Source organism: Priestia flexa (genome assembly GCF_021441905.1).
GTDB lineage: Bacteria > Bacillota > Bacilli > Bacillales > Bacillaceae_H > Priestia > Priestia flexa.
Genome location: NZ_CP090431.1, coordinates 931,720 through 957,113 on the forward strand (window position 1 = coordinate 931,720; position 25,394 = coordinate 957,113).

Annotated in this window: 26 protein-coding genes and 1 riboswitch; of the genes, 17 read left to right on the forward strand and 9 right to left on the reverse strand. The window is 38.0% G+C overall.

Annotated features, from left to right (window positions below; translation table 11 throughout):
- Positions 1 to 109: 109 nt before the first annotated feature.
- The 3 genes from LZP85_RS04715 to LZP85_RS04725 all read right to left on the reverse strand — a co-directional run bounded on the left by LZP85_RS04715 (position 110) and on the right by LZP85_RS04725 (position 3,230).
- Positions 110 to 1,411: an NCS2 family permease gene (locus tag LZP85_RS04715; RefSeq protein ID WP_025910198.1), complete on the reverse strand. Its 1,302-nt coding sequence runs from the start codon at positions 1,409 to 1,411 to the stop codon at positions 110 to 112.
- Between the two features lie 173 nt (positions 1,412 to 1,584).
- Positions 1,585 to 2,517, reverse strand: a complete 933-nt coding sequence (locus LZP85_RS04720; RefSeq protein WP_061785494.1) for a sensor histidine kinase — start codon at positions 2,515 to 2,517, stop codon at positions 1,585 to 1,587.
- Between the two features lie 14 nt (positions 2,518 to 2,531).
- Complete coding sequence (locus tag LZP85_RS04725; RefSeq protein WP_206833409.1) at positions 2,532 to 3,230, reverse strand: LytR/AlgR family response regulator transcription factor; 699 nt, start codon at positions 3,228 to 3,230, stop codon at positions 2,532 to 2,534.
- Between the two features lie 167 nt (positions 3,231 to 3,397).
- Here LZP85_RS04725 and LZP85_RS04730 point away from each other — a divergent pair, with 167 nt between their 5' ends.
- From LZP85_RS04730 to msrA, 6 genes are all read left to right on the forward strand, one after another.
- Positions 3,398 to 4,135 (forward strand): ABC transporter ATP-binding protein, encoded by a 738-nt coding sequence (locus tag LZP85_RS04730; RefSeq protein ID WP_206833408.1) that lies wholly within the window; start codon positions 3,398 to 3,400, stop codon positions 4,133 to 4,135.
- A gap of 1 nt (position 4,136) precedes the next feature.
- Positions 4,137 to 5,300 carry an ABC transporter permease gene (locus tag LZP85_RS04735; RefSeq protein WP_226639060.1) on the forward strand — a complete coding sequence of 388 codons (1,164 nt, stop codon included), beginning with the start codon at positions 4,137 to 4,139 and terminating at the stop codon, positions 5,298 to 5,300.
- Between the two features lie 427 nt (positions 5,301 to 5,727).
- Complete coding sequence (locus LZP85_RS04740; RefSeq protein ID WP_119542931.1) at positions 5,728 to 6,387, forward strand: MerR family transcriptional regulator; 660 nt, start codon at positions 5,728 to 5,730, stop codon at positions 6,385 to 6,387.
- A 189-nt stretch (positions 6,388 to 6,576) separates the two neighbouring features.
- Positions 6,577 to 7,017: a MarR family winged helix-turn-helix transcriptional regulator gene (locus LZP85_RS04745; RefSeq protein WP_025910204.1), complete on the forward strand. Its 441-nt coding sequence runs from the start codon at positions 6,577 to 6,579 to the stop codon at positions 7,015 to 7,017.
- 65 nt (positions 7,018 to 7,082) lie between these two features.
- On the forward strand, positions 7,083 to 8,675 hold the full coding sequence (locus LZP85_RS04750) for an MDR family MFS transporter (RefSeq protein WP_061785092.1): 1,593 nt from the start codon (positions 7,083 to 7,085) through the stop codon (positions 8,673 to 8,675).
- A 120-nt stretch (positions 8,676 to 8,795) separates the two neighbouring features.
- Entirely contained in the window at positions 8,796 to 9,758 is a 963-nt protein-coding gene (gene msrA / locus LZP85_RS04755; protein WP_119542932.1) for a peptide-methionine (S)-S-oxide reductase MsrA, read from the forward strand.
- 13 nt (positions 9,759 to 9,771) lie between these two features.
- Here the strand turns inward: msrA and LZP85_RS04760 are convergent, their stop codons facing one another.
- From LZP85_RS04760 to LZP85_RS04770, 3 genes are read right to left on the reverse strand one after another with little or no spacing between them, the layout of a single operon-like run.
- The gene (locus LZP85_RS04760; RefSeq protein WP_119542933.1) at positions 9,772 to 10,917 is read right to left on the reverse strand and encodes a GerAB/ArcD/ProY family transporter; all 1,146 of its coding nucleotides are present in this window, start codon (positions 10,915 to 10,917) and stop codon (positions 9,772 to 9,774) included.
- An 11-nt stretch (positions 10,918 to 10,928) separates the two neighbouring features.
- Positions 10,929 to 12,014, reverse strand: coding sequence for a Ger(x)C family spore germination protein (locus LZP85_RS04765; RefSeq protein ID WP_119542934.1), 1,086 nt, complete (start codon positions 12,012 to 12,014; stop codon positions 10,929 to 10,931).
- Between the two features lie 19 nt (positions 12,015 to 12,033).
- The gene (locus tag LZP85_RS04770; protein WP_119542935.1) at positions 12,034 to 13,545 is read right to left on the reverse strand and encodes a spore germination protein; all 1,512 of its coding nucleotides are present in this window, start codon (positions 13,543 to 13,545) and stop codon (positions 12,034 to 12,036) included.
- A gap of 236 nt (positions 13,546 to 13,781) precedes the next feature.
- On the opposite strand from LZP85_RS04770, the gene LZP85_RS04775 reads away from it, so the two are divergent.
- The 5 genes from LZP85_RS04775 (at position 13,782) to LZP85_RS04795 (ending at position 18,561) form a co-directional block, all read left to right on the forward strand.
- Complete coding sequence (locus tag LZP85_RS04775; RefSeq protein ID WP_119542936.1) at positions 13,782 to 15,437, forward strand: alkaline phosphatase; 1,656 nt, start codon at positions 13,782 to 13,784, stop codon at positions 15,435 to 15,437.
- A 356-nt stretch (positions 15,438 to 15,793) separates the two neighbouring features.
- Complete coding sequence (locus tag LZP85_RS04780) at positions 15,794 to 16,525, forward strand: LytR/AlgR family response regulator transcription factor (protein ID WP_226639061.1); 732 nt, start codon at positions 15,794 to 15,796, stop codon at positions 16,523 to 16,525.
- A gap of 90 nt (positions 16,526 to 16,615) precedes the next feature.
- Positions 16,616 to 17,176 (forward strand): MHYT domain-containing protein, encoded by a 561-nt coding sequence (locus LZP85_RS04785; protein ID WP_119542938.1) that lies wholly within the window; start codon positions 16,616 to 16,618, stop codon positions 17,174 to 17,176.
- Complete coding sequence (locus LZP85_RS04790) at positions 17,145 to 17,477, forward strand: response regulator (protein ID WP_222482775.1); 333 nt, start codon at positions 17,145 to 17,147, stop codon at positions 17,475 to 17,477. Before LZP85_RS04785 ends, LZP85_RS04790 begins: the two co-directional genes overlap by 32 nt.
- A gap of 71 nt (positions 17,478 to 17,548) precedes the next feature.
- A riboswitch (yybP-ykoY riboswitch) is annotated at positions 17,549 to 17,651 on the forward strand.
- Positions 17,652 to 17,748: 97 nt separating this feature from the next.
- Positions 17,749 to 18,561, forward strand: coding sequence for a TerC family protein (locus tag LZP85_RS04795; RefSeq protein ID WP_076513067.1), 813 nt, complete (start codon positions 17,749 to 17,751; stop codon positions 18,559 to 18,561).
- A gap of 386 nt (positions 18,562 to 18,947) precedes the next feature.
- Here the strand turns inward: LZP85_RS04795 and LZP85_RS04800 are convergent, their stop codons facing one another.
- From LZP85_RS04800 to phaQ, 3 genes are all read right to left on the reverse strand, one after another.
- Positions 18,948 to 19,142, reverse strand: a complete 195-nt coding sequence (locus tag LZP85_RS04800) for an alpha/beta-type small acid-soluble spore protein (protein WP_025910214.1) — start codon at positions 19,140 to 19,142, stop codon at positions 18,948 to 18,950.
- Positions 19,143 to 19,284: 142 nt separating this feature from the next.
- Positions 19,285 to 19,797 carry a polyhydroxyalkanoic acid inclusion protein PhaP gene (gene phaP, locus LZP85_RS04805; RefSeq protein WP_025909640.1) on the reverse strand — a complete coding sequence of 171 codons (513 nt, stop codon included), beginning with the start codon at positions 19,795 to 19,797 and terminating at the stop codon, positions 19,285 to 19,287.
- Between the two features lie 171 nt (positions 19,798 to 19,968).
- Positions 19,969 to 20,397, reverse strand: a complete 429-nt coding sequence (gene phaQ, locus LZP85_RS04810; RefSeq protein ID WP_025909639.1) for a poly-beta-hydroxybutyrate-responsive repressor — start codon at positions 20,395 to 20,397, stop codon at positions 19,969 to 19,971.
- Positions 20,398 to 20,779: 382 nt separating this feature from the next.
- Between phaQ and phaR the strand changes: the two genes are divergently transcribed.
- The 6 genes from phaR (at position 20,780) to LZP85_RS04840 (ending at position 25,357) form a co-directional block, all read left to right on the forward strand.
- Positions 20,780 to 21,313, forward strand: coding sequence for a polyhydroxyalkanoic acid synthase subunit PhaR (gene phaR, locus LZP85_RS04815; RefSeq protein ID WP_206782766.1), 534 nt, complete (start codon positions 20,780 to 20,782; stop codon positions 21,311 to 21,313).
- A gap of 78 nt (positions 21,314 to 21,391) precedes the next feature.
- Positions 21,392 to 22,135 (forward strand): 3-oxoacyl-ACP reductase, encoded by a 744-nt coding sequence (locus LZP85_RS04820; RefSeq protein ID WP_025909637.1) that lies wholly within the window; start codon positions 21,392 to 21,394, stop codon positions 22,133 to 22,135.
- Between the two features lie 85 nt (positions 22,136 to 22,220).
- Positions 22,221 to 23,309: a class III poly(R)-hydroxyalkanoic acid synthase subunit PhaC gene (locus LZP85_RS04825; protein ID WP_025909636.1), complete on the forward strand. Its 1,089-nt coding sequence runs from the start codon at positions 22,221 to 22,223 to the stop codon at positions 23,307 to 23,309.
- A gap of 190 nt (positions 23,310 to 23,499) precedes the next feature.
- The gene (locus tag LZP85_RS04830; RefSeq protein ID WP_224840151.1) at positions 23,500 to 24,924 is read left to right on the forward strand and encodes a TrkH family potassium uptake protein; all 1,425 of its coding nucleotides are present in this window, start codon (positions 23,500 to 23,502) and stop codon (positions 24,922 to 24,924) included.
- A gap of 101 nt (positions 24,925 to 25,025) precedes the next feature.
- Positions 25,026 to 25,187: a hypothetical protein gene (locus tag LZP85_RS04835; protein WP_167556158.1), complete on the forward strand. Its 162-nt coding sequence runs from the start codon at positions 25,026 to 25,028 to the stop codon at positions 25,185 to 25,187.
- The gene (locus LZP85_RS04840) at positions 25,184 to 25,357 is read left to right on the forward strand and encodes a hypothetical protein (protein WP_167556157.1); all 174 of its coding nucleotides are present in this window, start codon (positions 25,184 to 25,186) and stop codon (positions 25,355 to 25,357) included. The genes LZP85_RS04835 and LZP85_RS04840 overlap by 4 nt, the downstream gene beginning before the upstream one ends.
- Positions 25,358 to 25,394 lie beyond the last annotated feature (37 nt).

A 25,394-nucleotide genomic window follows, 5' to 3' on the forward strand; every position in this document is an offset into this window, starting at 1 on the left:
CTCCTTTCAATGAAGACGTTTTCTGTATATTCAGTATACCAAATAACGAAAAGGATTCCACTTAAATCCAACGTATCTCAAATAAAAAAGCGATGCATAAGCATCGCTTTTAGTGTGGTAAAAACACAAGTTGATATAAGAATAAAACAGCAAATACATAAACAAGGGGGTGAACCTCTTTTGCTTTACCTTTTACAATCTTCATTAGTGGATGTGAGATAAATCCTAGAGCAATTCCAGTTGCAATGCTTGATGTCAGAGGCATTGTTAAAATAACAAGAAACGCAGGGAATGCTTCATCAAATTCGCTCCAGTTAATCTTTGCAATAGAGCCCATCATTAAGCTACCTACAATAATTAAAGCTGGAGACGTAATCGCTGCAATGCCTGAAACGGCGCTTACAAGCGGGCTAAAGAACGCAGCAATAATGAATAAAAGAGCTACGGTTACGCCAGTTAAACCTGTACGTCCACCTGCAGCAACACCAGCTGAAGACTCAATGAAAGCAGTTGTTGGACTTGTTCCAAACATTGCACCAATTGATGTACCAAAAGAATCTGCAAGAAGAGCTTGGCGTGCTTTTGGCATATGGTTATCTTTCATTAATCCTGCTTGTTGTGCTACACCAATCATCGTACCTGTTGTATCAAAAATGGTTACTAGTAAGAAAGAAAATACAACAGCATACAAACCGTGCTGAATAACGTCACCAAACGCAGTTAGCGGATTTGTAATTAGAAGTCCTTCTGGTAGAGAAGGGGCAGACACAAACCCTTGGTCAAATGAAAGCTGACCTGTGAAAAGCGCGATAACGGCTGTAATAAGCATACCGAAAAACAATGCCCCGTTGATATTCATTGCATATAGCGCAATGGTAATGGCCAATCCCACTAAAGTGAGTACAACGCCAGGAGATTGAAGATCTCCTAAGCCTACAAGGTTGGATTCGTTTGCGACAATAATACCTGCTGAACGAAGGCCGACAAAGGCGATGAAAAGGCCAATACCAGCTGTAATTCCATGTTTTAAGTTGCCTGGAATGGCTTCGATTAATTTCTCACGAAACGGCGTGAGCGACAAAATAACGAAAATAATACCTGCGACAAACACGGCCGCAAAAGCAATTCTATAATCGATGTTACCGTGTGAACCGACAACAGAGTATGCAAAATATGCGTTTAATCCCATACCTGGCGCAATTGCAATTGGATAATTGGCGGCAAGTGCCATCCACAACGTACCAATAACAGCTGAAATGATGGTTGCCATAAATACTTGATCAAACGGTACACCTGCATCTGATAAAATTACAGGGTTTACAACCACGATATAAACCATTGTTAAAAACGTAGTAATTCCAGCTAAAACCTCTGTTTTAGCATTCGTGTTAGCTTCTTGTAACTTAAACATAAGTACCTCCAAAAATAACGAACATTAAAAGCAACATGATATATAATATTCGTTTTTAGAGATAAATGCAAGACATTTAATTAAAAAAGAATATTATTTTACCTATGATTTCACAAGGTGGACTTTTGCCAGCATGTATCATTAGTTTGTACGATTGCTAACAAATTAAAAGGCTATACAACAATTGGAAACTTTAGTTTAACGGTTAAACGCTGGTGGTAATAAAGATAATCCAGATAGCCGTTAGAGTGCCGAACTAGCTCATGAATGACAAACGTCCCAAGTCCTTCATGGCTTCCTGATTTGGTGGTTTTGTTAAACTGTTTGAATAGTTGATCCTGCAGCTCATTAGAGAGTGGAGGTGTGGAATTGGTCACTTCCAGTATATAAATTCCACTTTTAACTAGAGATTTAATACAAATATACTTCTCGTCTGTGCACCGTGCCGCATCAAAGGCATTTTCCAAAAGGTTTACCAATAGGTTCATTTGATTAAGCTTTGTGATAGGAAGCTGTGATAACGGGTTTTCAAACTGAAAGACTAGCTCAATGTTATCTTGGGCTGCTTGTTGTTTCCATTGATATAGCATGGAAGCGATATGTCCGCTTTCGCCTTGCATGTATGTATTGGTGTTCTGAAGTGCATCCACATATTGCTGCATATATGCATTGGCTTTTTGATGTTGCTTACTATCCATAAGGTAGGACACGGCGCTAATATGCTTCATAAAATCATGTCGCTCAGCCCGAATTTGTTGGAATACTTCATTTACTTTTGAGAGTTCAGCTGATGCTGCAAGTTCGCGTTTACTAATCGAGAATAGGTAATTATGTACGCTTGCGATTTCAAAGTAGTACATCAATAGCACAGCCAGTAATAGTAGGAGTAGTAAAGGTGAGTTAGTACACCACATGCCGCTGACTATACAAATTGAGAACGTGCATGAAATCCACGAAATAGGATGAGTAAAAGAAACTCGTTTCATGTACACATATACGCTGCTCCACATGACTGTACAGATAAATATGATGGTCCAAGTGGATAATGGTTTGAAGAGTAAAACAGCTGTGGTACATAGAGCTGTTATTAATAAGAGATATTTCATACAAACAAGCTCCTTTAGAAGTAATGTCGCTGTAATAGGTCTAAGTTTCCTTTCGTAATAAGTGCCGTTTGATTGGTTTGTTGAAACGAAATGGAATAAGAGTGTTTCGTATAGATAGAAAAATTTTTGACGTATTGAACATTAATAATGAAAGCTCGATGAGAACGAATAAAATGAGACGTGCTGAGCACTTTTTCCAAGTCGCTTAGGGAAAGGTATGTAGAATAACTGCCATCTGTTGTAAAAATGGTAGTTGATCTCCCTGTTCGTTCAGCGAAGATAATGTCTTTTTTATCAATAATTTGCATTTCATTTTTTTGTTTTAAGACAAGCTTTCCCTTTTTACCTTGAGACTCATTTGTTTGTAAAAATCGATTAATACCTTTAAATAATCGTTCTTTCGAGTAAGGCTTCATAATGTAGTCTAGAACGTTCAATTCAAAAGCATGTACTGCAAAGCCGGTATGACCTGTAACAAAGATGACTTTAATATTTAGCGCGTAGCTATTTATAAAATCAGCTAACTCATACCCTGATAGCGAAGGCATTTCTATATCTGTAATGAGCAAGTCAATTTCGTCTTTTTTAATTTCTTCGTATGCTTCTTCAGCATCACTTGTTGCAAAAATAACCTCAAGATTATCTGCGTTTTTTAACGATAATTTTAACTTTTCTAAATCATATTTTTGATCATCTACCAACCCAATCTTCATATCAGACCCTCACATGTATAAAAAGTTTCTTCATTATTTTACCATGTCTAAGAAATGAAAAGGGACGCTTCGTGACAAGAAATGCCCTTTTAATGACAAGTTCGGTGTTTTGTTCCAGATTCTTTTGTAAAATAAAAACAATCAAAAGAACGGAAAGGGGTACAAGGATGATTGAACTAAAAAACGTCTCGAAACTATTTGTTGAAAAAAAAGAAAAAATTCAAGCAGTACAAAGTGTAAACGTCACGGTGAAAAAAGGGGAAGTTGTGGGGCTTTTAGGTGAAAACGGAGCAGGGAAAACGACGCTTTTGCGCATGATTTCAACCGTAATGGAACCATCAGAAGGTAGCATTTTAATTGATGGTATTAATATTCATAAGGAACCTAGCAAAGTGAAAAAAAGAATGGGCGTATTGTTTGGAGGAGAAACGGGATTATACGACCGTTTGACTGCAAGAGAAAACTTATCGTACTTTGCAAAGTTTTATGGAATGAGCAAGCATGAAACAAAAGTAAGAATTCAAGAGTTAGCGAAGCGGTTTGGTATGCGGGACTATTTGGACCGAAGAGTAGGCGGATTTTCAAAAGGAATGCGTCAAAAGGTAGCGATTGCAAGGACGCTTCTACATAATCCAGATGTTATCTTGTTTGACGAACCAACGACAGGTCTTGATATTACGTCTGCTAATATGTTTCGTGAGCTTGTGCGAAGCTTGAAAAAAGAAGGGAAGACTATCATCTTTTCCAGTCACATAATGGAAGAAGTTGAGCAGCTCTGTGAATCTGTCATTATGATACACAAAGGACAAATGGTATACCACGGCACAAATGAATCTTTGTATGAAGAAGAAGAAAGCAGAGATTTAAACTATATTTTTATGTCTCGTATTATAAGGGGGGCTTAATGTGATTTGGCATGTGTATATAAAAGAATTAGTGGATTCTTTAAGAGATAAGAAAACCATTTATCTCAGTGTATTAATTCCAATGGTCATGAATATAGGAATGTTATATTTTGTAGACTCGTATGGTTCAGATAAAGAAAATAAATCAATTACAGTAGCGATTGGTGAACGAGCTGATCAGCATGTTACTAGTTGGTTAAAGCAAGACAAAAGTATTGAAGTTATGAAAGTTGAAAATCCATTAAAAGCGGTTGAAGAAGGAGAAGCTTCTCTTGCAATAAAGGAAAGCCAAAATTTTTCTGAGCAAATGACAAATTTAAAATCCCCCGAAATTACGATATATAGTGATCTTACAAGCGGGAAAGGAGATGCTGCTAATGTATATGTGAGTACCCTATTAGAAAAGCAGCAAAAAGGTTTAGTAAATGAACAGTTATTGGAGTTAGAGGTGGATGAGCGAACGCTCTCGCCGTTTGTAATTAAAACCAAAAATGTAAATGGTGAAGATAGTTCACTTGGAATGGTTTCAATGTTTGCTCCCCTCCTTATTATTATGACGATTATCGCAGGGTGTCTGCCTTCAGCGAACGATATGTTTGCTGGTGAAAAAGAAAAAAATACAATGGAAGGTTTATTAATGACGCCAGTGAAAAAAATTCATCTTATCATAGGAAAGTGGCTAGCCATTTCAACACTTGGCATGATTAGTGGTATTCTGTCCCTAGTGACATTTGTTGTATTTATTCAATATTTTACAGAAAACTTGGGAAAAGCATTAGACTTATCCAGTTGTTTGGGAATATTTAGCATCTCGTTACTTCTTGGAATCGTATTATTTTCTTTGTTAGTAGGCATGATACTATCTATTTTTAGCCTATTAGCAAATACGGTTAAGGAAGCCCAAAACTATGCTTCACCTGTTCTTATGCTTGCCTTCATTCCATACTTTTTGTTGGCTGGTACATCCATCAATGAATTGACCAACATTGATTTTCTTATACCAGTTTATAACGTCTATGCTCTTATCAAACAGCTATTATACGGGGTGTTCGACATGACAAGTATAGGGCTTGTAACGCTTAGTATTGGAGTAGTAATTGCCTGTTTGTTTGCAATTGCAAATATTTTGTTTTCAAAAAGCAAGTGGATACTTGGCAAATCCTAAAAAATGCTAGGACATAAGTATTTCAGTCAGTGATATATCCGAGTTATTGGGAGTGAACTCCCAATAACTCGTTTTTTGTTGATTCAGAAAACAAGTTTAAAAAAGAGTGGAATGGAGGGTAGGAAACGAGACTGCTGCGGGAAATAGAGGAAAGGCTGAGACCCCGCAAGCGCAGCGAGGAGGTTCAGCTTCCTCCCCGCGGAAAGCGAGTGTCCGTAGCGTAATGGAACGAGCTTGTTCTTACAACCTAGTGATGTTGAAGAAATAATGTTTCGTCTTTGAGAAGGGATTATTTCGTTATGTTCCAGCTCCTTCTTTGTTGAATTCCCACTTTCTTTGCCGAATTCCTTCTAGTTTTGTCACGAATGAAGGGAATCTTTGTTTCGTAGCGAAGTTGCTAGTATAACAAGAAGATGGAGGGATTACGATGGCAATAAAAACGCTTGACGTGGCCAAACAGTTAGGAATTCATCCGAGTACGGTTTTGAAATGGGCAAAGCTTGCAGACATTGATATTCAACGAAATGATGCTGGACACTGGGAGTTTACAGAAGAAAATGTTACGAAGCTTGAGGAGTTTAAGAACAATCGGAATCGACAAGCAGTTGTGAAAGTGGTTGAAGCAAGTGATGATCGCATTGAGCAGCTTCAAAAACAAATGGATGAACTTTATGATAAGTGGTCAGCTCATGAAGAAGTGGCGGCTTCAGTAGCGGTTGATGATAAGGACAACCAAAAGCTACATGATGTAGAAGCTCAGGTATCTGTACTGCAAGAAAAGCTTGAGGCTTATCAGTCCGCAAAGCACAAAGAAGTAGAAGAGCCTAATCAAGAAATGCAACGGCAAATTGACCAGCTATTAATGCGCTTAATTGAAAATGAAAAAAGAACGGAAGAAAAAGCAGGAGAAGTGGTCACGTTTCAGCTTCTTGAGCACCGAAAAGAAATTGATCAGTTAACGAAAAAGATGATAAAGCTCCAAGCAAAGGTAGAGGAATTTGAAACGCGCTTAAAAGACAGTCAGTTTGCAGCCGCGAAAAAGCCTCCAAAATGGCGCACGTTTTTAACAGGATTATTTACGTATTAGACATGCTTACGCTTATCGCAAGCATGTTTTTTTTATGGCTTTTTTTCTGAAAAAAGAAAATACTATCTTTTAGGAAGTTTTATCTTGACGATAAGCATGTTTATTTGATAAAACTATTTTAGTTAACTAAGTGAAATAAATATTTTATTAACTTTTTAATCATATAAGTAAAAGAAAGGAGTGTGTATAGTGAAAGAACGTCATGAGCTTCTCCATGAAATGGAGTTGTTGTTTCGCAGTGTATTTCGTCAGCTTCGACAAGAAATTAACAGCGTATTTGATTCGGAGCTATCAACTAATGCTTTTATGATTCTTCGCATGTTAAGAAATGAAGGTCCTCAAAAATCAACGGACATTTCAAAGCACCTGCAGGTATCCGCTAGTCATATTACGGCTTTGACGGATTTGCTTTTATCTAAAGGGTATGTGGAACGGAAAAAGTCAGAGGCAGATCGAAGAATTGTTGAAATTGTCATTACTGAAAAAGGGCATGCTATATTTGAGGAAATTGAAGCAAAAAAAAGAGCATATTTTTTTGAACGGTTTAACGATTTTACAAATGAGGAAATTCAAATTATGAACACATTATTTCAAAAAATTGATCGTTCTGCGGAGCGACAGTCAAACTAAGAGACAGGTACGCCGAAAAAATGATTCACTAGGTGAATTATTTAGTTACCGAAAGGAGTAGACATATGGAACATTTAGAACATCGAAAAAAAGTAGCCATTATGATTGCAATTATGTCAGCAATGCTGTTTACAGCCGTAAACCAAACGATTGTGGGTACTGCATTGCCACGTATTATTGCTGAGCTACAGGGAATTGAGTATTATAGCTGGGTATTTACAAGCTTTATGTTAGCTTCCAGTATCACAGCTATTTTAGTAGGGAAGCTTTCAGATATTTACGGACGCAAGCCGTTTATTTTAACAGGTATCGGTATTTTCATCATCGGTTCACTATGTGCAGGTTTTTCAAATACAATGATTCAATTGATTATCTTCCGAGCTGTTCAAGGCCTTGGTGGAGGTTTAATTATGTCGACTGCATTTACAGCAGTTGGAGATTTATTTACGCCGCGTGAGCGCGGTCGTTGGCAAGGGTTACTAAGCTCAGTCTTTGGTTTAGCCAGCGTATTCGGTCCAACACTTGGCGGTTGGATTGTTGATAATGCGAACTGGCACTGGGTTTTCTGGGTATTCTTACCGTTTGGTATCGTTGCATTCGTTCTAATTTGGATGCTGTTTCCAAGCGTTGAAAAACGAGAAGGTGAAAAGGTCGACTATGCGGGTTCACTATTCTTAACAACAACCATTGTACCGCTACTACTAGCGTTCTCGTGGGCTGGTTCTAAGTATGATTGGGTGTCAACACCAATCATCAGCTTGTTTATTGGAACCATTGTATCGTTAGCTATTTTTATTATGGTCGAGCGAAAAGCAAAAAGTCCGGTATTACCACTTCACTTATTCCGTAACAACATCTTTACGCTCTCAAACGTTGTTGGGTTTATTTTAGGTGCTGGAATGTTTGGAGCAGCGATGTATATTCCGTTCTTTATTCAAGGTGTTATCGGTCGTTCTGCAACGGCGTCTGGATTGATTATGATGCCAATGACGCTTGCGATGGTACTTGCAAGTACGCTCGGTGGACAATATATTACGAAAACAGGTAAGTATAAAGGTTTAGCAATCATTGGCTTAGCTATCATGTCAGCAGGAATGTTCTCACTGTCAGCAATGAATCAAGATTCGACGTCAACAAACGTAATCATCAACAATATTTTAGTAGGTTTAGGATTAGGAATGAGCTTCCCAGTATTTACGCTAATCATTCAAAATGCTGTTGAACAGCGCTACCTAGGTGTAGCAACAGCATCCAGTCAATTGTTCCGTCAGCTTGGTGGTACAGTTGGGGTTGCGATTATGGGAACAATGATGAACTCACGTATGTCTAGCCATATGACAGAAGAGGTAAGCGGAGCATCTGTTCCTCCTGAATTAGCTTCGAAACTTCAGGGGCTAGATCCACAGGTACTAATGGATCCTGCGCGCTTAGCAGATATTCAAAAACAGGTACCAGCATCCATGCAACAAGCATTTGATGGCTTTGTATCTATTCTTCGTGAAACGCTAAGCTATTCACTAACAGGCGTTTATCTAACTGCTGGTTTTATTGTTGTAACGGGTGTAGTCCTAACGTTCTTTATTAAAGCTATTCCGCTTCGAATGAGTCAGCGCGTAGATGAAAAAGAAAACGAAGAACATGAAAATAAGGCAGGGTAACGAAGAGGGAGCTTCATAGCTTCCTTTTTTCTATACATAATAGTCGGTGAAGCAAGATAGTTGGTATCTCAATTAATCAGTCGTATAATAAACATAAATACTCAAGAGGAGGTCTTCTCGTTGACACAATCTAACCATCAATTAGCCACGTTTGCTGGAGGCTGCTTTTGGTGCATGGTAAAGCCGTTTGACGAACAGCCAGGCATTCTAAAAGTTGTATCGGGCTATACTGGAGGCCATACTGAAAATCCAACGTATAAAGAAGTATGTTCAGAAACGACAGGACACTATGAAGCGATTCAAATTACATTTGATCCCGAAGTGTTTCCATATGAAAAATTATTGGAGCTTTACTGGCCTCAAATCGATCCAACCGATCCAGGAGGACAGTTTGCTGATCGCGGAGACTCTTATCGCACAGCAATCTTTTATCATAATGATGAGCAAAAGCAGCTAGCGGAAGCTTCAAAGCAACAGCTAGAAGAAAGCGGTCGTTTTGCAAACCCAATCGCAACACAAATTTTACCTGCCAAGCCTTTTTATGAAGCGGAAGAATATCACCAAGATTATTACAAAAAGAACAAGTTTCGCTATTCAATGTATCGTCGAGGTTCCGGTCGCGACCGCTTTATTAAAGAGAATTGGAAAGATACTGGTCGAGATGAAGAGTTGAAAAAACGCTTGACGCCAATTCAATATGAGGTGACGCAAAATGATGCAACTGAACCTCCATTTCGAAATGAATTCTGGAATCATACAGAAGAAGGGATTTATGTAGATATTGTTTCTGGAGAGCCACTCTTCAGTTCGCGAGATAAATATGATGCTGGGTGCGGCTGGCCTTCTTTTACCAAGCCAATTAATAAGGAAGAGGTAGAGGAAAACATGGATGTTAGTCATAATATGGTTCGAACGGAAGTGCGTAGTAAAGCTGCAAATTCACATTTAGGTCATGTTTTTGAAGATGGTCCGACGGAAGCTGGAGGGTTACGCTACTGCATCAACTCGGCTGCTCTTCGATTTGTCCCTAAAGATAAGCTTGAAGAAGAGGGATACGGTGAATATGTAGCGCTATTTAACTAAAAAAAAGAGTGAGTCACGATGAAGGTGACTCACTCTTTTTTTGAGGTTCCTGCTGTGGTTCAGGAGCTCGTTTTCTTCCTTTTACTTTCGAGCGAATGACGCTAAAGATAAACAGGAAAGGAATGTAAAAATAAATAACGTATGTCCCTATTTGAGAAACTGTGTTATTTAAAAGGTCAATGTTTTTTCGATTATCAAAGAAAATTGAAAGAGCTAATAAGGTTAGCATAAATACCAATAGGTAAATAGTAGACTTTCCTCGAAATGTTCGCCTCATCCCTCGAACGCTGCACCATAAAGATGTACAAATTGCTGGCAGAACAACAAGAAGCCATAATGAAATTACAATGTATTCAAATCGTTGAATAAAGGGAATTTCAATAATTTTAGCCATTGTGAGCGTTGGCCAAATCGTCTTTGAAAGCTGCCCCTGACTAAAGTAGATAAATGTGACGATGGTTAAAAATGTATAGAGAACGGTTGTAAATAAAAGCCCAGCTTGCCCCCATTTTTGACTAGAAGCTCCATTTTTAATGTAAGGATAAAAGAATAAAATAGATTCAAACCCCAAATAGCTAAAGGTCATTGTTTTAAATGATGTAAATAACTCACCAAAGTTATGATCTAAAATTGGTAAGATATTATTTACTTCGCCTAGCGAAAGTGGATAAAACAATGAAAAAAATAAAGGTAATGGAAGGACCACTCCAAAGAATGCAATACCTGTAATGACGCGAAAACCACCTGAAATAATATAATAGATGAGAGGAAGATAAATAAGTGAAATACTCCAAGTGGTGAGCTGCGGGAACATCCAGACTTGGAGGACTTCAATATATGTTCGATAAATCGTGATTGCAAAAGAGAAAAAGTATAGGCATAAGATGATATTAAATAGATTGCCAATCCATTTTCCAAAATACAGGCGATGAATTTCAATGACATCCGTATTTTCACGTTTTAGTACATAAAAGCACATCCAAAACAGCACAGAGACGGCTAAGCCAGAAGCAATAACTGAAATCCAAGCGTCATGTCCGCCACCCTTCACAATATATCTTTGAAACCCCAGCATTCCAACCCCTACTTGCACGGAATGAATCAAAAAGAACAGAAAAGACGGAGAGACTTGAAATTGTTCTTTCACATTGTTTTCCACGTTGTTCCCTCCTACTGACTAATGCCTGTTTGAACTAGATTCACATGCGCTTTTACATGGATATCCATGTCCGAATAGTTTTCTCTAAAGCGTTGGCTGTCAAAGTTCCGCGTACGGCTACGAACGTAATCCGTAAAACAAATGGGGTCAACGCCAAGCTTTTGCAGCTTTTTAATTAAGCGATCACTGTCTTTTTCTAAGTTCGTAGTTAGCTTTTTCTCAAGCATATTGACATTAGATGGCTTTGTTAGTTTCAGCCATTGTGGAAACTCTTTTACAAGGCCGTCAATATTTAAATGGACAACAATGATGGGATTATGACGGTTCCCTTTTAATTCGTAATTCGTTTTGGTTCGCAGATTTTCTAAAATAACTTCGCCTGAATGCCCTTTGTGCTTCATATCCATTGTATAGCGACCGTGCTTCGTCCCATCCAGGAGTAGCTTCATTAAAAACGTCTCTTTCATATCGATTGAAGAAATGTATTTTTCATTTTTAAACAATGCAACTCCTTCTAATTTAATTGCATCTTTTTCTTGGGATAACAACGGTAAAAAAGGATCGCGGTCGTCGCTAAAAAAACTAAATAAAAACGTTTGTAAGTTGGTTCGCGGTAGGTTTTCAGTTTTAATATTCTGGTCAATTAGATTTGAGATAAACTGATAATCTTTAATTTTCTTTCTCGTAACAGAGCTTAACATCTCATGTGCATTACCATCTGTGATGGCTACTTTAATCGTACGCCCTAAGTCAGGATTTCGAGCAAGCGTATTGACTAAATCGCGCATTCCGTGTTTGGCATAATCTTCACCAATTATGACGCTACGCAATTGGCCAAATGCCAAAGGGAGTGAAGACTTAACATTTAAATGGAGAGGGATATCAAAAGAACTATCGCCTTTGGCTGCAATGATGCTTGGTTCTTCCGTTGGTCCATATTTAAAGATCGGATATAAAACGGTTCCTCGAATCTTGTCTTCGTCCTTATCGTAATCGTATCCTATCGCATTCACGACTTGTATCTCATCAATCACTTCTCGATCCGCACAGCTAATTAGAAAGATGCTACAACAAGCTATAATTATTAATTTTTTCATTGCTGTATATCCTCCTTGCTTACTCTCGGTCTAGGTTTTGTTTCTTTTTTGATTTTTCAGGATTGTAGCGGAACCAGCTTAAAGGTCTTAAATACCCAGGGCGTTTTGCCGTTTTGCTATATGGAAGTCTAAGCAACGTATCTCGTTGGCTTTTTGCTCGAAATGGATAGACAGGAACTAAATAAGGCATACCCAGGGATTGTAATCGAATTAAATGAACGATTAAGTAGCAAAAGCCAAAGAGAATGCCGACAAGTCCGTACAAGGCTGCAAACAGTACAAAAGGAAAGCGCAAAAGTCGAATCGTATTAGACATCTTAAAAATTGGCGTTGTAAACGATGCGAGCGCAGTTAGAGAAACAATAATGAGCAAAACGTTACTAGTTAAAGCAGCTTCAACGGTTGCTTGCCCAATAACAATTCCCCCAACGATTCCAAGCGTTTGGCCGACTTTAGAAGGTAGTCTGGCTCCGGCTTCTCTAAGCAGTTCGATGGTTATTTCTAAGAACAACACTTCTACTACGGGAGGAAAAGGGACATTTGTTCTTGAGAAAATAATTGGTCCCATTAAATCCTTTGGCAACATTTCATAATGATATGTGACAACTGCGACGTATAGGGGCGTTGCAAAAATAGAAAAAAATACGCCAAACATTCGAATTAAGCGAAAGAATGAGCCCAGCACCCATGGTAAATAATAATCTTCAGGTGAGATGAAAAAATCAAGCAGCGTGGAAGGTCCCGTCACTGCGTATGGAGAACCGCTTGAGAAAAAAGCAACTTGACCGTTTAGCAAGGTAAATAATACGCGGTCTACTCGCTCCGTTGTTAAAAACAAAGGAAAAGGAGTATTGGAGTTATCTGAAATGAGCTGCTCTAGCATGGTGCTATCAAAAATAACGTCAAAGTCAAGGGACTCTAAGCGCTTTGTCATGGTATCTACATGCTGTGGGTTCGTGATGTCCTCTAAATAAACGATTACTACCCGAGTTTTAGACTTTTGTCCGACCGTAATTTCCTTGAATACCAAATGCTCAGAAATTAATGTCTTTCGCATGAGATATAAATTGACGTCTAGGTCTTCTACAAATCCGAGCTTTGGACCTACAACGCTAAACTCATTTTCAGTTTCATTCTCTGTTCGAAATCCCGTATCAAAGCTTTGAACTTTAATTAACGCAACTTCTTTATCATCAGTATGAAGCTGAAACATAACATACCCGCGAAGCATCTTTTCCAAAATTTCTTGGGTATCTTTGGTGATGGAAATATCCTCAATCGGCAATACGTTTTCGACTTCCTTGACATTTGTTAACGTAAAGTCGATGCGTTGAAATGGTTTAATAATTTTGTCTTCAACGCTTTGCATCTGTACGAGCTGTTTAAAGTACGTAATGACATATTTTTTATGCTGAGAGCCAATTGCAAGCGTTGTAAAATCACTAGATTTACTAAATTGCTCAATGATTTCATCTAGGGTTTTCTTTGGTTGTTGATCAGCATTTTTCTTTTTAAATAAATTTTTGAACATAAGTATGCTCCTTATCATCAATCCTCATCTGTTATTGGTAGTTTGTTCATGTATTTCCTTTTTATGCGATGAAACTTTTCTCCTGAAGGATTAGTGCATTTGAAGGATTTGTTGGCTTGTAAACAGGGATTTACGCGACTTTAACGAATTTTTACATTTTCATAAAAGTGTATTTACAAAGAATTGTTAGATTTAAGCATGTAGAAAAAAGAGCGATATGAAGGGAGCACGATGAAATGAAAAAGAAATTATTAGGCGCAACGCTTGCCGGTGCTGTAGCACTTGGTTCTTTTGGGTTAGGAAATGCATTAGTAGAAACTGAAGCAAAAGGGCCAAAACAGCAGGAGAAAAAACCGAAAAACGTTATTATGATGGTAACGGACGGAACAAGCTCAAGTACGACAACATTAGCAAGATGGTACAAAGGCGCGCCTTTACACATGGATGAACTAATGGCTGGAGGGGTTCGTGCCTATTCAGCTGAATCAGCAATTACGGATTCAGCACCAGCAGGAACAGCATTGGCTACTGGTAATAAATCCAATTCTGGATACGTAGGTGTGCTTCCTTCACTTGTAACAACACCTGGTGTCGAACAAATAAAAGAAGGAGACAAGTACCGCCCCGTTGCCAATGTTTTAGAAGGAGCAAAGCTATCTGGAAAAGCGACAGGAATTGTGGCAACTTCTGAAATTCAGCACGCAACGCCAGCTGGTTTTTCAGCGCATCATCATGATCGTAATAACTTTGATGTCCTGGGTGAACAGCAGGTGTATCAAGATATGGACGTTGTACTCGGCGGGGGTAAGCAATCACTTGTCACAGGAGAAGGTAGTAAAAACCGTAAAGACGGTGAAAACTTAGTTGAAGTAATTGATGAAAAGGGCTATGATTTTGTGGAAAATCGCGAGGAGTTGCTAAAATCAAAATCAGATAAAATTTGGGGTTCATTCTCAGATTCAGCGCTTGCTTATGATATGGACCGCGAACAAACAAAGCCTCAAGAACCAACGATTTCCGAAATGACGGATAAAGCAATCAATACGCTTTCTAAGGATAAGGATGGATTTTTCTTATTCGTCGAAGGTAGTAAACCAGACTGGGCAGCACATGCAAACGATCCAATTGGTATGGTAAGCGACGTGTTAGCTTTTGATAAAGCTGTAGGAGAAGCAGTTGAATTTGCGAAAAAAGATAAAAATACAATGGTTATTGTAGTGTCAGATCACGGCAATAGCGGTATTTCAATTGGAAGTGAAAACACAGATGACAACTATGATACAACACCTGTCTCTGCGTACATTGACCCACTGAAAAAAGCTAAAATGACGCTAGAAGGAGCAATAGGTTCTCTAAATGAAGACTTATCAAATAAAGAAGAAGTTGCTGCTTTATACGGACTAGACAAGTTAACAACTGATGAAAAGAAACAGCTAGATACAGCGAAAGATGAAGACGCAATCGGAGAAACGCTATCTAAATTGCTAGCAAATCGTGCAAATCTAGGCTTTACAACAGGTGGTCATACGGGTGAAGATATGTTTTTATATTCATATGGAGTAGATCGTCCAGTTGGGCATTATGATAATACGGATCTTGCCAAGCACATGGCAAAAGCAATGAACTTCGATTTAGATAAACTAACGGATGAGCTATTTATTGAGGCTACAAAAGCATTTAAGGGTGCTAAAGTAACAGTAAATAAACAAGACTCACAAAACCCTGTACTAGTTGTAAAATCAAACAAGCGTACGGTTGAGTTTCCTGTTAACAAAAATATTGCGGTTGTGAATGGAAAAGAAATTGAAATGAATAGCGTTGTCGTACAAGATAAAAACGGCCGCTTCTTTGTATCAAAGCAAGCACAAGACATTGTAAAAAAAGGCAAATAAGCATGTGAAGCATATAGCTCACTGGAAGTAAATTCTTCTGGTGGGCTTATTTATTTTGTTTCGTTTTTTTTAATGTAGTTAAAAACACCTATATAAAATAGTGGTTTTTTAGGTATTATTTTATGTATAAGTGGAAGAAATATAGTATGATAGGCTTGGTGTATAAGTTGATTAGTTCATTTCTCATATATATGTTGTTAAGGTTATATGCTACACTTTTGGTATCCAAATACTTACTAAATTTGAGAGAAACTAGAGAGGCTTCTCTCATCAGCATAAATAATCATTTTTGTTGTTAATTTGACGGGATAGATGATGTAAAAGGATTAGAAAGAATGTTAGAAGGAGCGACGTTTGTGAAAGTACTAATTGCAGATGATAATATAGATTCAATTGAAATCTTAGAATATTTTATTTCTCAGGTACCTGGCTTTGATGTTATTGGCTCTTGCAGAGATGGTGAAGATTTAATTCAGCAAGTAATGGTACAAAGCCCAGAGCTTATTTTGGTCGATATTAATATGCCGAATATGAGCGGGTTGGAAGCTGTCAAAGAATGTTTGAAGATTAAACCAGATTTACGCTTTATCTTTATAACGGGATATGACCAGTTTGCGGTTGAAGCTTTTGAATTGTCTGCGCTTGATTATATTATTAAACCGATTGAAAAGCAGCGTTTATATGTAGCTTTAGAGCGCGCTAAAAAAACGCTTGTTAAACAAGATGTAGAGGCACCAACCAAAGCAAGAGCAAAGCGGTTGCCTGTTAAATTTAATGGATCTACTTACTATATCCCAATTAACGAAATTATTTTTATTGAAAAATCAGGAAAGAAATGTTTAATCTTTACGGAGTTAAGAACATATGAAACATATGAAAACATCAGTGACATTTATATGTATTTAGATCCTAACATTTTTAGTCAAACGCATCGATCTTATATTGTTAATCTGGAAAAAGTTTCTCATATTACTCCTAGAAATGAAACGTATCTTGTTTATTTTTTGAATTTTGATGAATATGCCCATATCTCAAAATTGAAAATTCAAGAAGTGCAAAAGCAGCTCCATGATTTAATGGTCAATTAATAGCGGGATTCAACGTACGTGCACGTAACAGCAGGCGAGCCTATGAAACGGTTCGTCTGTTTTTACGTCTTACTTATGAGAAAGGAGCGAATGACTCTGGAAGGGAATTATAATTTATTTACCGTTTTGCTGGCAATAGTAGTGGGCATTCTAGCTGCTTATACAGCCTTAGACTTAATTGAAAGAAGCAGTAGCTCACCACGCCCTCATAAAAAATGGGTGTTGATGTCAGCTTTGTCTTTTGGACTAGGTGTATGGGCGGTACAAGTTATTAGCTTGCTTTCCTATTACACGCCAATCACATTTCAAGTTAATGCTTGGGTATTAGGTGCTTCGTTAGTAGTGGCCTTCCTAGGAAGCTTATTATCCTCTTGGCTATACATGATAAAAAAAATGTCCATTGTTTCAGGCATGCTAATCGGTATAACGCTTCTGCTTACGCACTATATACTTCTTTTTTCATTAAAAAGCAGCGCAGTACTTCAACTTCAAGTTCAACCATGGGCTAGCTTGCTCAGTGCTATCATTTCATTTGTACTAGGTGCGTATATTGTTCATGCATGGTTTTATGTGAAAACGTTGGAGCAAAACCAAATGATGAAGGTAATGAGTTCCATCCATACAGTGTTTAAAAACTGGAAAGCCAGTTGAAAACGTTGAGCTATTCGTTGCAAAAAACGGGCGTCATGGAATTGAAGCTGTCGGAAAGATACAGCCACAGGTGATTTTACTTGATATGAATTTACCTGATATACCAGGTGAGGAAGTAGTAAGAGTAATCAAAAGCCAAGGTCAGCTAAAAGACATACCTGTGATGGCAGTTACAGCGAATGCGCTACAAGATGATATTGAAAAAGCAGTGAACATGGGGCTTGAAGATTATATCACCAAACCCATCCATTTTGAGACATTTTTACACAAGTTAGCACGTATACTGAATGGAAAGAAATAAATAACTATTCTTCCATTGACAAGTTGGAAAAAGTTACGTATTATGATAATAACTTAATACACTTACTTCGTCTAAGGAGTAAAGGGGAGTAGCGTCAGGGAAACCTGAAACAAAGTCGTCATTCCATGGATTCTGTCCATCGGCTTTGTTGGCATAACGAGTTTATTTATGCTTAGCAAGACCTTTGCCATATTTGGTAAAGGTCTTTTTGTGTTTTCTTTGCCGAATTAGGGAAAAAGATTAGTAAGAGAGAAAAGAGAGGAGAATGTTTATGGATGCATCATTGTTATTAGAATATGGGTGGGTGTTGCTTGTTCTCATCGCCTTAGAAGGAATTTTAGCTGCGGATAATGCGCTTGTAATGGCAATTATGGTAAAGCACTTACCAGAAGAGCAGCGTAAAAAAGCATTATTTTACGGGTTAGCGGGGGCATTTATCTTCCGTTTTGGTTCACTATTTGTAATCTCGTTCTTAGTGGATGTTTGGCAAGTACAGGCAATCGGAGCAGTGTACTTATTGTTTATTGCAATAAATCATCTCGTAAAACGCTATTTGAAAAAGTCAAAACATGATGAAACCGTTACAAAGGAAAAAAAGGGTTCAGGTTTTTGGATGACTGTTTTAAAAGTAGAGTTAGCAGACATTGCGTTTGCGGTCGATTCAATTCTTGCAGCGGTAGCTCTTGCTGTCACGCTTCCAAATACTCCACTACCTAAGATTGGTGGGCTAGATGGTGGACAGTTCGCCGTTATTTTTGCAGGTGGATTAATTGGATTAATTATCATGCGCTTTGCAGCAACATGGTTCGTAAAATTATTAAATCAACGCCCAGGTTTAGAAACGGCTGCGTTCTTAATTGTTGGTTGGGTAGGGGTTAAATTAGCAGTATATACGCTTGCTCACCCTGAATTAGCAATTGTTGATGAGCATTTCCCAGAGTCAAAAGGATGGAAACTTTTCTTTTGGATCGTGCTGATTGCAATTGCTGTTGGCGGCTGGTTCTTATCGAAAGGTAAAAATCAAAGTGAAATTGAAGGTTCAGATGATGCACAAGATGCATTGAAAAAAGTAGATCATCAATAATCAAAGAGGCTGAGACATAAGTAATTCAGCCAACGATAAACCTGAACGATTGAGAGTTACTCGCTTTTAATCATTCAGGTTTTTTGTTGATTGTGAAAACAATGTTGGAAACAGGGTGGAATGGAGCGTAGAACCCTCGACTCCTGCGGGAAAGAGAGGGAAAACTGAGATCCCACAGCGCAGCGAGGAAGCTCAGGTTCCTCCCCGTGGAAAGCGAGTGGCCGTAGCGCAATGGAACAAACGTATTCTAACAACGTAAAGAGGTGAGAAAAGGAGTTGTTCTTCTTTTTGGAAATTTGTTTTGTTATGTCCCATCCTCTTTTTTTGCATGAGAAAAGCAGGTGCCTAGAGCACCTGCTTTTAGCCATGTTATGAAGTTGTTAAAATTATTTGTTTTGCCCGTTTAAATGAGCTTGAGCTTGTTGTACTAGACGTTTTGTAATTTCCCCACCAACTGATCCGTTGCTACGAGCAACCGTATCAGAGCCTAAAGTTACTCCAAATTCTTGAGCGATTTCTGCTTTGTATTGATCTAAAAATTGTCCAACGCCAGGAACTAATAATTTATTTGATTTAGCCATGGTTTCATTCTCTCCTTTTTTAAGTTCAACGAATAATTATCGTTGTAGTCGTAGTATGTACTCTCGTTTTCTTGCCATACTGGTAATGGTTTGAAGGAGATAATAAAAAGCCCAACTTCAGAAGAAGTTAGGCTTTTTTGTTTTATTTTACAACTGCATATTGATCAACTGATTGAGCAAATGATTTTTGTAGAGATTTTACTTGCTCTACGTACGCATCAGATACTTGTTGAAGCTCTTCACGCGTTTTCTTTTGCTCTTCTAGTAGCTGTGTGATGACTTGGTGGTATTGCTCTTGTGCTTGTTTCACCATTGTATAACCAGTTTTGCTTTGGTTTACAGATAATGATTGTAGCTTGCTTAATGCTTCGCTCATACGATTCGTCCACTCTTCGTATGAGTCTGCCACAGCGTTGCCTGCAGTTTTACGTAAATTTTCAACTGTTCTTTTCTGAAGGTTTTCAAGCTCAGCTTTCCATTGCTTATCAACTTCTTGAAGTTGTTCAACTGCTTTTGAGACAAATTCTTGCTGTTGCTCTAATGTTTTTAACGTCCAAAGCTCAACTTGCTTATTTCCTTCAGCGATGTTTTCTAATCCTTTTGTCCATTGATCCCACATTGCATCGATTACTGTTTCATACTTTACTGTTGCCATAATCAAATTCCTCCTCGGTTGATTGGCTTGCGAACAGAATAAATTTATGAAACGTTAGTGGTGTTTGTCGTAGGTGTAAGGCTTAACATTTCAGCTAGCTCGCGAAATAGCCGTTATTTTTATATAAGGAAACGCAGCATCAAACTACGTGACTCCTTTTGTACATGTAAATTACTTTTGATTCTCATCTTTTTTTGTACCTGAGCTGAATGGGAAAAACATGTCGGTATACATGGAAAAGAATGAATCCAACATATTTTGATATTGCTCTAATGATGAAGCCCACATTGTTAAGTATTGTTCGCCAGCTTCCGTTAATGAGTAGATACGTCGAGCTGGTCCTTCAGCAGATGTATCCCATTGTGAAGTAATAAGGTTATCTTTTTCAAGCTGTCTCAAGGTGCGATATACGTTTCCTTGGTCGACGGATGTAAAGCCAAAGCTCATTAGCTGTTGAATTAGCTTATAACCATGTAAATTCCAACCCCGAAGGCTCAGTAATAAAAAAGGAATCATAAAGTTTTTTGGTGCACCACTAATCGATTTTTCAAGGTTAGCGGAGTTTGAAGCAGAGGCGTTATCTTCTTTACTTGTACTCAAGTTAATCACCCCTTTTTGGTAATTTATCTCTATATATGTAATTTACACCTAGGTGAGGTAAAAGTCAATCATTCCCTTTTGTTTTTTTAGAAAACGACAAAAAAACAAAAAGTTTCGACAATTTCTGTCAAAACTTTTCAAAAATAATCAAAGATTGGGAATTGTTTATCATATCAAACAACTCTATAATAGTATACGTAAGATATTTTTAACACTTTTACATTTTGTTGGCGCAAGTAGAAAACAAATTAAACAATAGTAAGCGTTCTTATTGATGATAATGATTGCGTTTACTTCGTGCTTCCTAATATGTCCACATGCGTTTTCGTCATGAGCATATTGAAAGCCATCACTTTTAATTACGTGGAAAGGAGATGGAAAATTGGAACAGCAAAAGATGTTAGATCCGTTTCAAGCATGGAAAGACGTATATGACAAAACTGAGTCTTACTGGGGAAAAGTTATTGGAGACAATATGAACAGAGAAGAGTTCTCACAAATGATGGGAAACGTTCTGAACATGAACCTTCAGTATCAACAAGCTATTAACGAAGTAACAGGGCGCTATTTTCAACAGGTCAACATTCCAACAAAAGAAGATGTAGCAAACGTAGCTTCACTTGTTATTAACGTAGAGGAAAAGGTAGAGGCGTTAGAAGATCGTTTCGATGATCTTGAAGACAAGCAAGATAGTCCAGCTTTCAAGCGTGAAGTCACTAAGCTGAAGTCAGATGTAAAGTCGTTAGACAAAAAGCTAGATAAGGTATTGTCACTGCTTGAAGAGCAGCAGGATACGCAAACTGTGCTGCAAGAGTTAATTCAAGAGCAAATTAAAGAGCAAGGTGAACAGCTAAAAGCCGAGCTGTTAGAGCAAGTAAAAGTAGAAAAGCCGAGCGAGCAACCGGCTCAAAAGTAAGACAAGGGGACAAGTAAACACATCATACTACTGTTTATGTAGAACAATTACAATTGATGAGACCAGGGGGAATTTTTGATGACAGAATTACAAGGTAAAGTAGCAATCGTAACAGGTGGATCTAAAGGAATTGGAGCGGCTATTACACGTGAATTAGCATCACAAGGTGTTAAGGTAGCTGTAAACTATAACAGTAGTAAAGAATCTGCAGAAGCTATTGTCAATGAAATTAGAGAAAACGGCGGTTCAGCGATTGCTGTTCAAGCGGACGTATCGTATGCAGATCAAGCTAAACACCTTGTTGAAGAAACAAAAGCAGCGTTTGGCCAGCTTGATATCTTAGTAAATAACGCTGGTATTACGCGCGATCGTTCTTTCAAAAAGCTTGGAGAAGAAGATTGGAAGAAAGTAATTGATGTTAATTTACATAGTGTGTATAACACAACTTCTGCTGCTTTAGGTGACTTAGTAGAAGCAGAAGCAGGCCGCATCATTAACATTTCATCTATTATCGGTCAAGCAGGCGGGTTCGGCCAAACAAACTATGCAGCTGCAAAAGCTGGTATGGTAGGCTTCACAAAGTCGCTGGCACTTGAGTTAGCAAAAACAAACGTAACGGTTAATGCTATCTGCCCTGGTTTTATTGAAACTGAAATGGTAATGGCAATTCCAGAAGAAGTACGTGCTAATATTGTTGCGAAAATTCCAAAGCGCCGCTTTGGTCAAGTAAATGAAATTGCACGTGGCGTTGTGTACTTAGTTAAAGACGGAGCTTATATCACAGGTCAACAACTAAACATTAACGGTGGCTTATACATGTAATTGTTCGTTCATATAAAAGTAGCCCTGACGTTTTGTCGGGGCTGTGCTTTTTCGCTCATGATTAAAAAGAAAGGTGGATGTTTTCATGGCAACTCCATATATCCAAGAATGGGAAAAGTTAATCAAATCAATGCCTAGCGAATATAAAAGCTCAGCTCGACGCTTTAAGCGTGCTTATGAAATTGTCACAACGGAAGCAGAGCCAGAGGTAGGATTGACGCCAAAAGAAGTGATTTGGAAAAAGAATAAAGCGAAGCTATATCGTTACACTCCAACTCAAGAAAAACTACACAAGACGCCAATTTTACTTGTATATGCTCTTATCAATAAACCATATATTCTCGATTTAACACCTGGCAATAGCCTAGTGGAATATTTATTAGAGCGTGGCTTTGATGTGTACCTGTTAGATTGGGGTACGCCTGGCGTAGAAGATAGCGGTATGAAATTGGATGATTATATCATGGACTACATTCCGCGCGCTGCAAAAAAAGTACTGCGTCACTCAAAAGCACCTAACTTGTCCGTGTTAGGTTATTGTATGGGTGGTACGATGACGGCAGCTTTTGCGGCTTTACATGATGAATTGCCAATTAAAAACTTGATCTTTATGACAAGTCCGTTTGATTTTTCAGACACTGGTTTATACGGCGCATTTCTAGATGAACGCTACTTTAACTTAGATAAAGCCGTCGATACGCTAGGTAACATTCCACCTGAAATGATTGACTTTGGTAATAAGATGCTAAAGCCAATTACAAATTTCTACGGTCCTTACGTAACGCTAGTTGATCGTTCAGAAAATCAACGCTTTGTTGAAAGCTGGAAGCTTATGCAAAAGTGGGTAGCCGATGGCATTCCGTTCCCAGGTGAAGCATATCGTCAGTGGATTCGAGATTTTTATCAGCAAAATAAGCTGATTAATGGCGAGCTAGATATTCGTGGACAAAAGGTTGATTTAAAAAATATTAAGGCTAATATTCTTAACATTGCTGCAAGCAGAGATCACATTGCAATGCCTCATCAAGTTGCTGCGTTAATGGATGCTGTTTCAAGTAAAGATAAAGAATATAAGCTTCTTCAAACAGGACACGTTTCAGTTGTATTTGGTCCAAAAGCGGTTAAAGAAACGTACCCAACAATTGGTGATTGGCTACAAAAGCGTTCAAAGTAAAACTTTTTAATAAGCGAAATGTAGCTAGAATAAAAGCTGTACGTGTAGTGGTTTTCCTGCACGTACAGCTTTTATTATTAATGGGAAAAAGAACTTTTTATACTGAAATTCCTGTTTGGTAATGACAACGGTCACTTGTTCTTTTATACTAAATAAAGCTATCTCTTCTTTTAGTGAGTAAAAGAAAATAATACATAAGGAAGAAAAGTTCAAAAAGAAGGGAAAGCTATTATGTATTATAAAAAAAGGAATGTCTATCATGCGTCGAAATTGGAAACATCGAATTAGGCAAATGTCCTCAGCACAAATTATTGTCGGCTTTTATTTGACGGCCGTGACGGTTGGTTTTTTACTTTTAAGCATTCCAGCAGCATTAAAGCCAGGGGTGGAGCTAGATTTAATTAACCGTTTATTTATTGCTGTTAGCGCGGTAAGCGTAACAGGCCTCACGCCCGTTTCAACAGCTGAGACGTTCAGCACATTCGGATATTTTATTTTAGCATTTATTTTTCAAATAGGTGGAATCGGTGTTATGACACTAAGTACATTTATTTGGCTTTTAATTGGAAAAAAGATTGGCTTAAAAGAACGACAATTAATTATGATGGATCATAATCAGTCCAAATTATCTGGACTCGTTAATTTAATGAGAAATGTACTGCTTCTTATTTTTGCCATTGAGGCAATTGGTGCATTGGTATTAACGCTTCACTTTCATCAATATTATTTAGATTGGAAAGAAGCATTTTTACATGGTTTTTTTGCATCTGTTAGTGCGACAACAAACGCTGGGTTTGATATAACTGGAGCTTCGTTTGTTCCATATGCTAACGACTATTTTGTTCAAGTCGTGACGGTGCTCTTAATTACGCTAGGAGCAATTGGTTTTCCAGTTCTAATTGAAGTTAAGCACTTCTTTTTAAAGCGTAAAGAAAAGCGTAAGTTTCAGTTTTCTCTTTTTGCAAAATTAACGTCTATTATGTTCTTAGCCTTGTTAGCTGTTGGAACTTTGTTAATTTTGCTTTTAGAACAGAATGCGTTTATGGCAGGGAAGTCTTGGCATGAAGCATTCTTCTATGCCTTTTTTCAATCAGCCGCAACCCGAAGTGGTGGAGTAGCCACGATGGATGTTAGTGAATTTACGCTACCGACGCTGCTTATCATGAGTGCCATGATGTTCATTGGAGCATCTCCAAGCTCCGTCGGTGGAGGGATTCGGACGACCACGTTTGCTCTAAATATTTTATTTTTGTTTTATTATGCAAGAGGAAGTAAAACAATAAAGATTTTTAGACGAGAAATTCATGAAGATGATATTACTAAATCTGTGGCTGTGTCTATGTTTGCCATTATTATCTGCTCCACTTCTGTTATTATTTTAACAATCACAGAGTCGTTTTCTTTAACAGAGATTATTTTTGAAGTGTGTTCAGCCTTTGGAACGACAGGCTTATCAATGGGAATCACGAGTGGCTTATCAGATGTAGGGAAAATACTCATTATTATTCTGATGTTTATCGGTCGAATTGGAATGCTCGTATTTATTCTAATGCTTCGTCGTCCAAAAACAGAACCAGACTATCATTATCCAAAAGAACGCATTATTATTGGGTAATTCATTAAGCGTTTTGACAGGTTTTACTGCTCATAAGATCTATGCACTTGCACAAGCTAGTATAGAGCAAATGCTTATAATCTTATGAGGAGGTTATTACAATGGCAAAACGTAAAGTAGCACATAATCCAGCACAAAAAAATAATCAAACGCCAAAAGAAAGCTTACCCGATACAGAATTTTCAGCTGAATATGGCGGAGAAGACACATATAAAGCAGCAAACCGTAATTCAAAGCACGGAAAGCAAGGACAAAGCAAATGACGAAAAAAGATCATAGACACCTTGCCCACTCGAAAGAAAAGCAAACACAACTTTTACAAGAGGAGTTTGGACCTGAAATGGGTGATCCAAACGCAGCTAAGTTTTTAGAGATGGCTGAAATTGCAAAAGCTGAGAAAAAACATAAGAAAAAGCAAAAAAAGAACTGTTAAAAAAAGACCTCGATACGCGTATCGAGGTCTTTTCCGA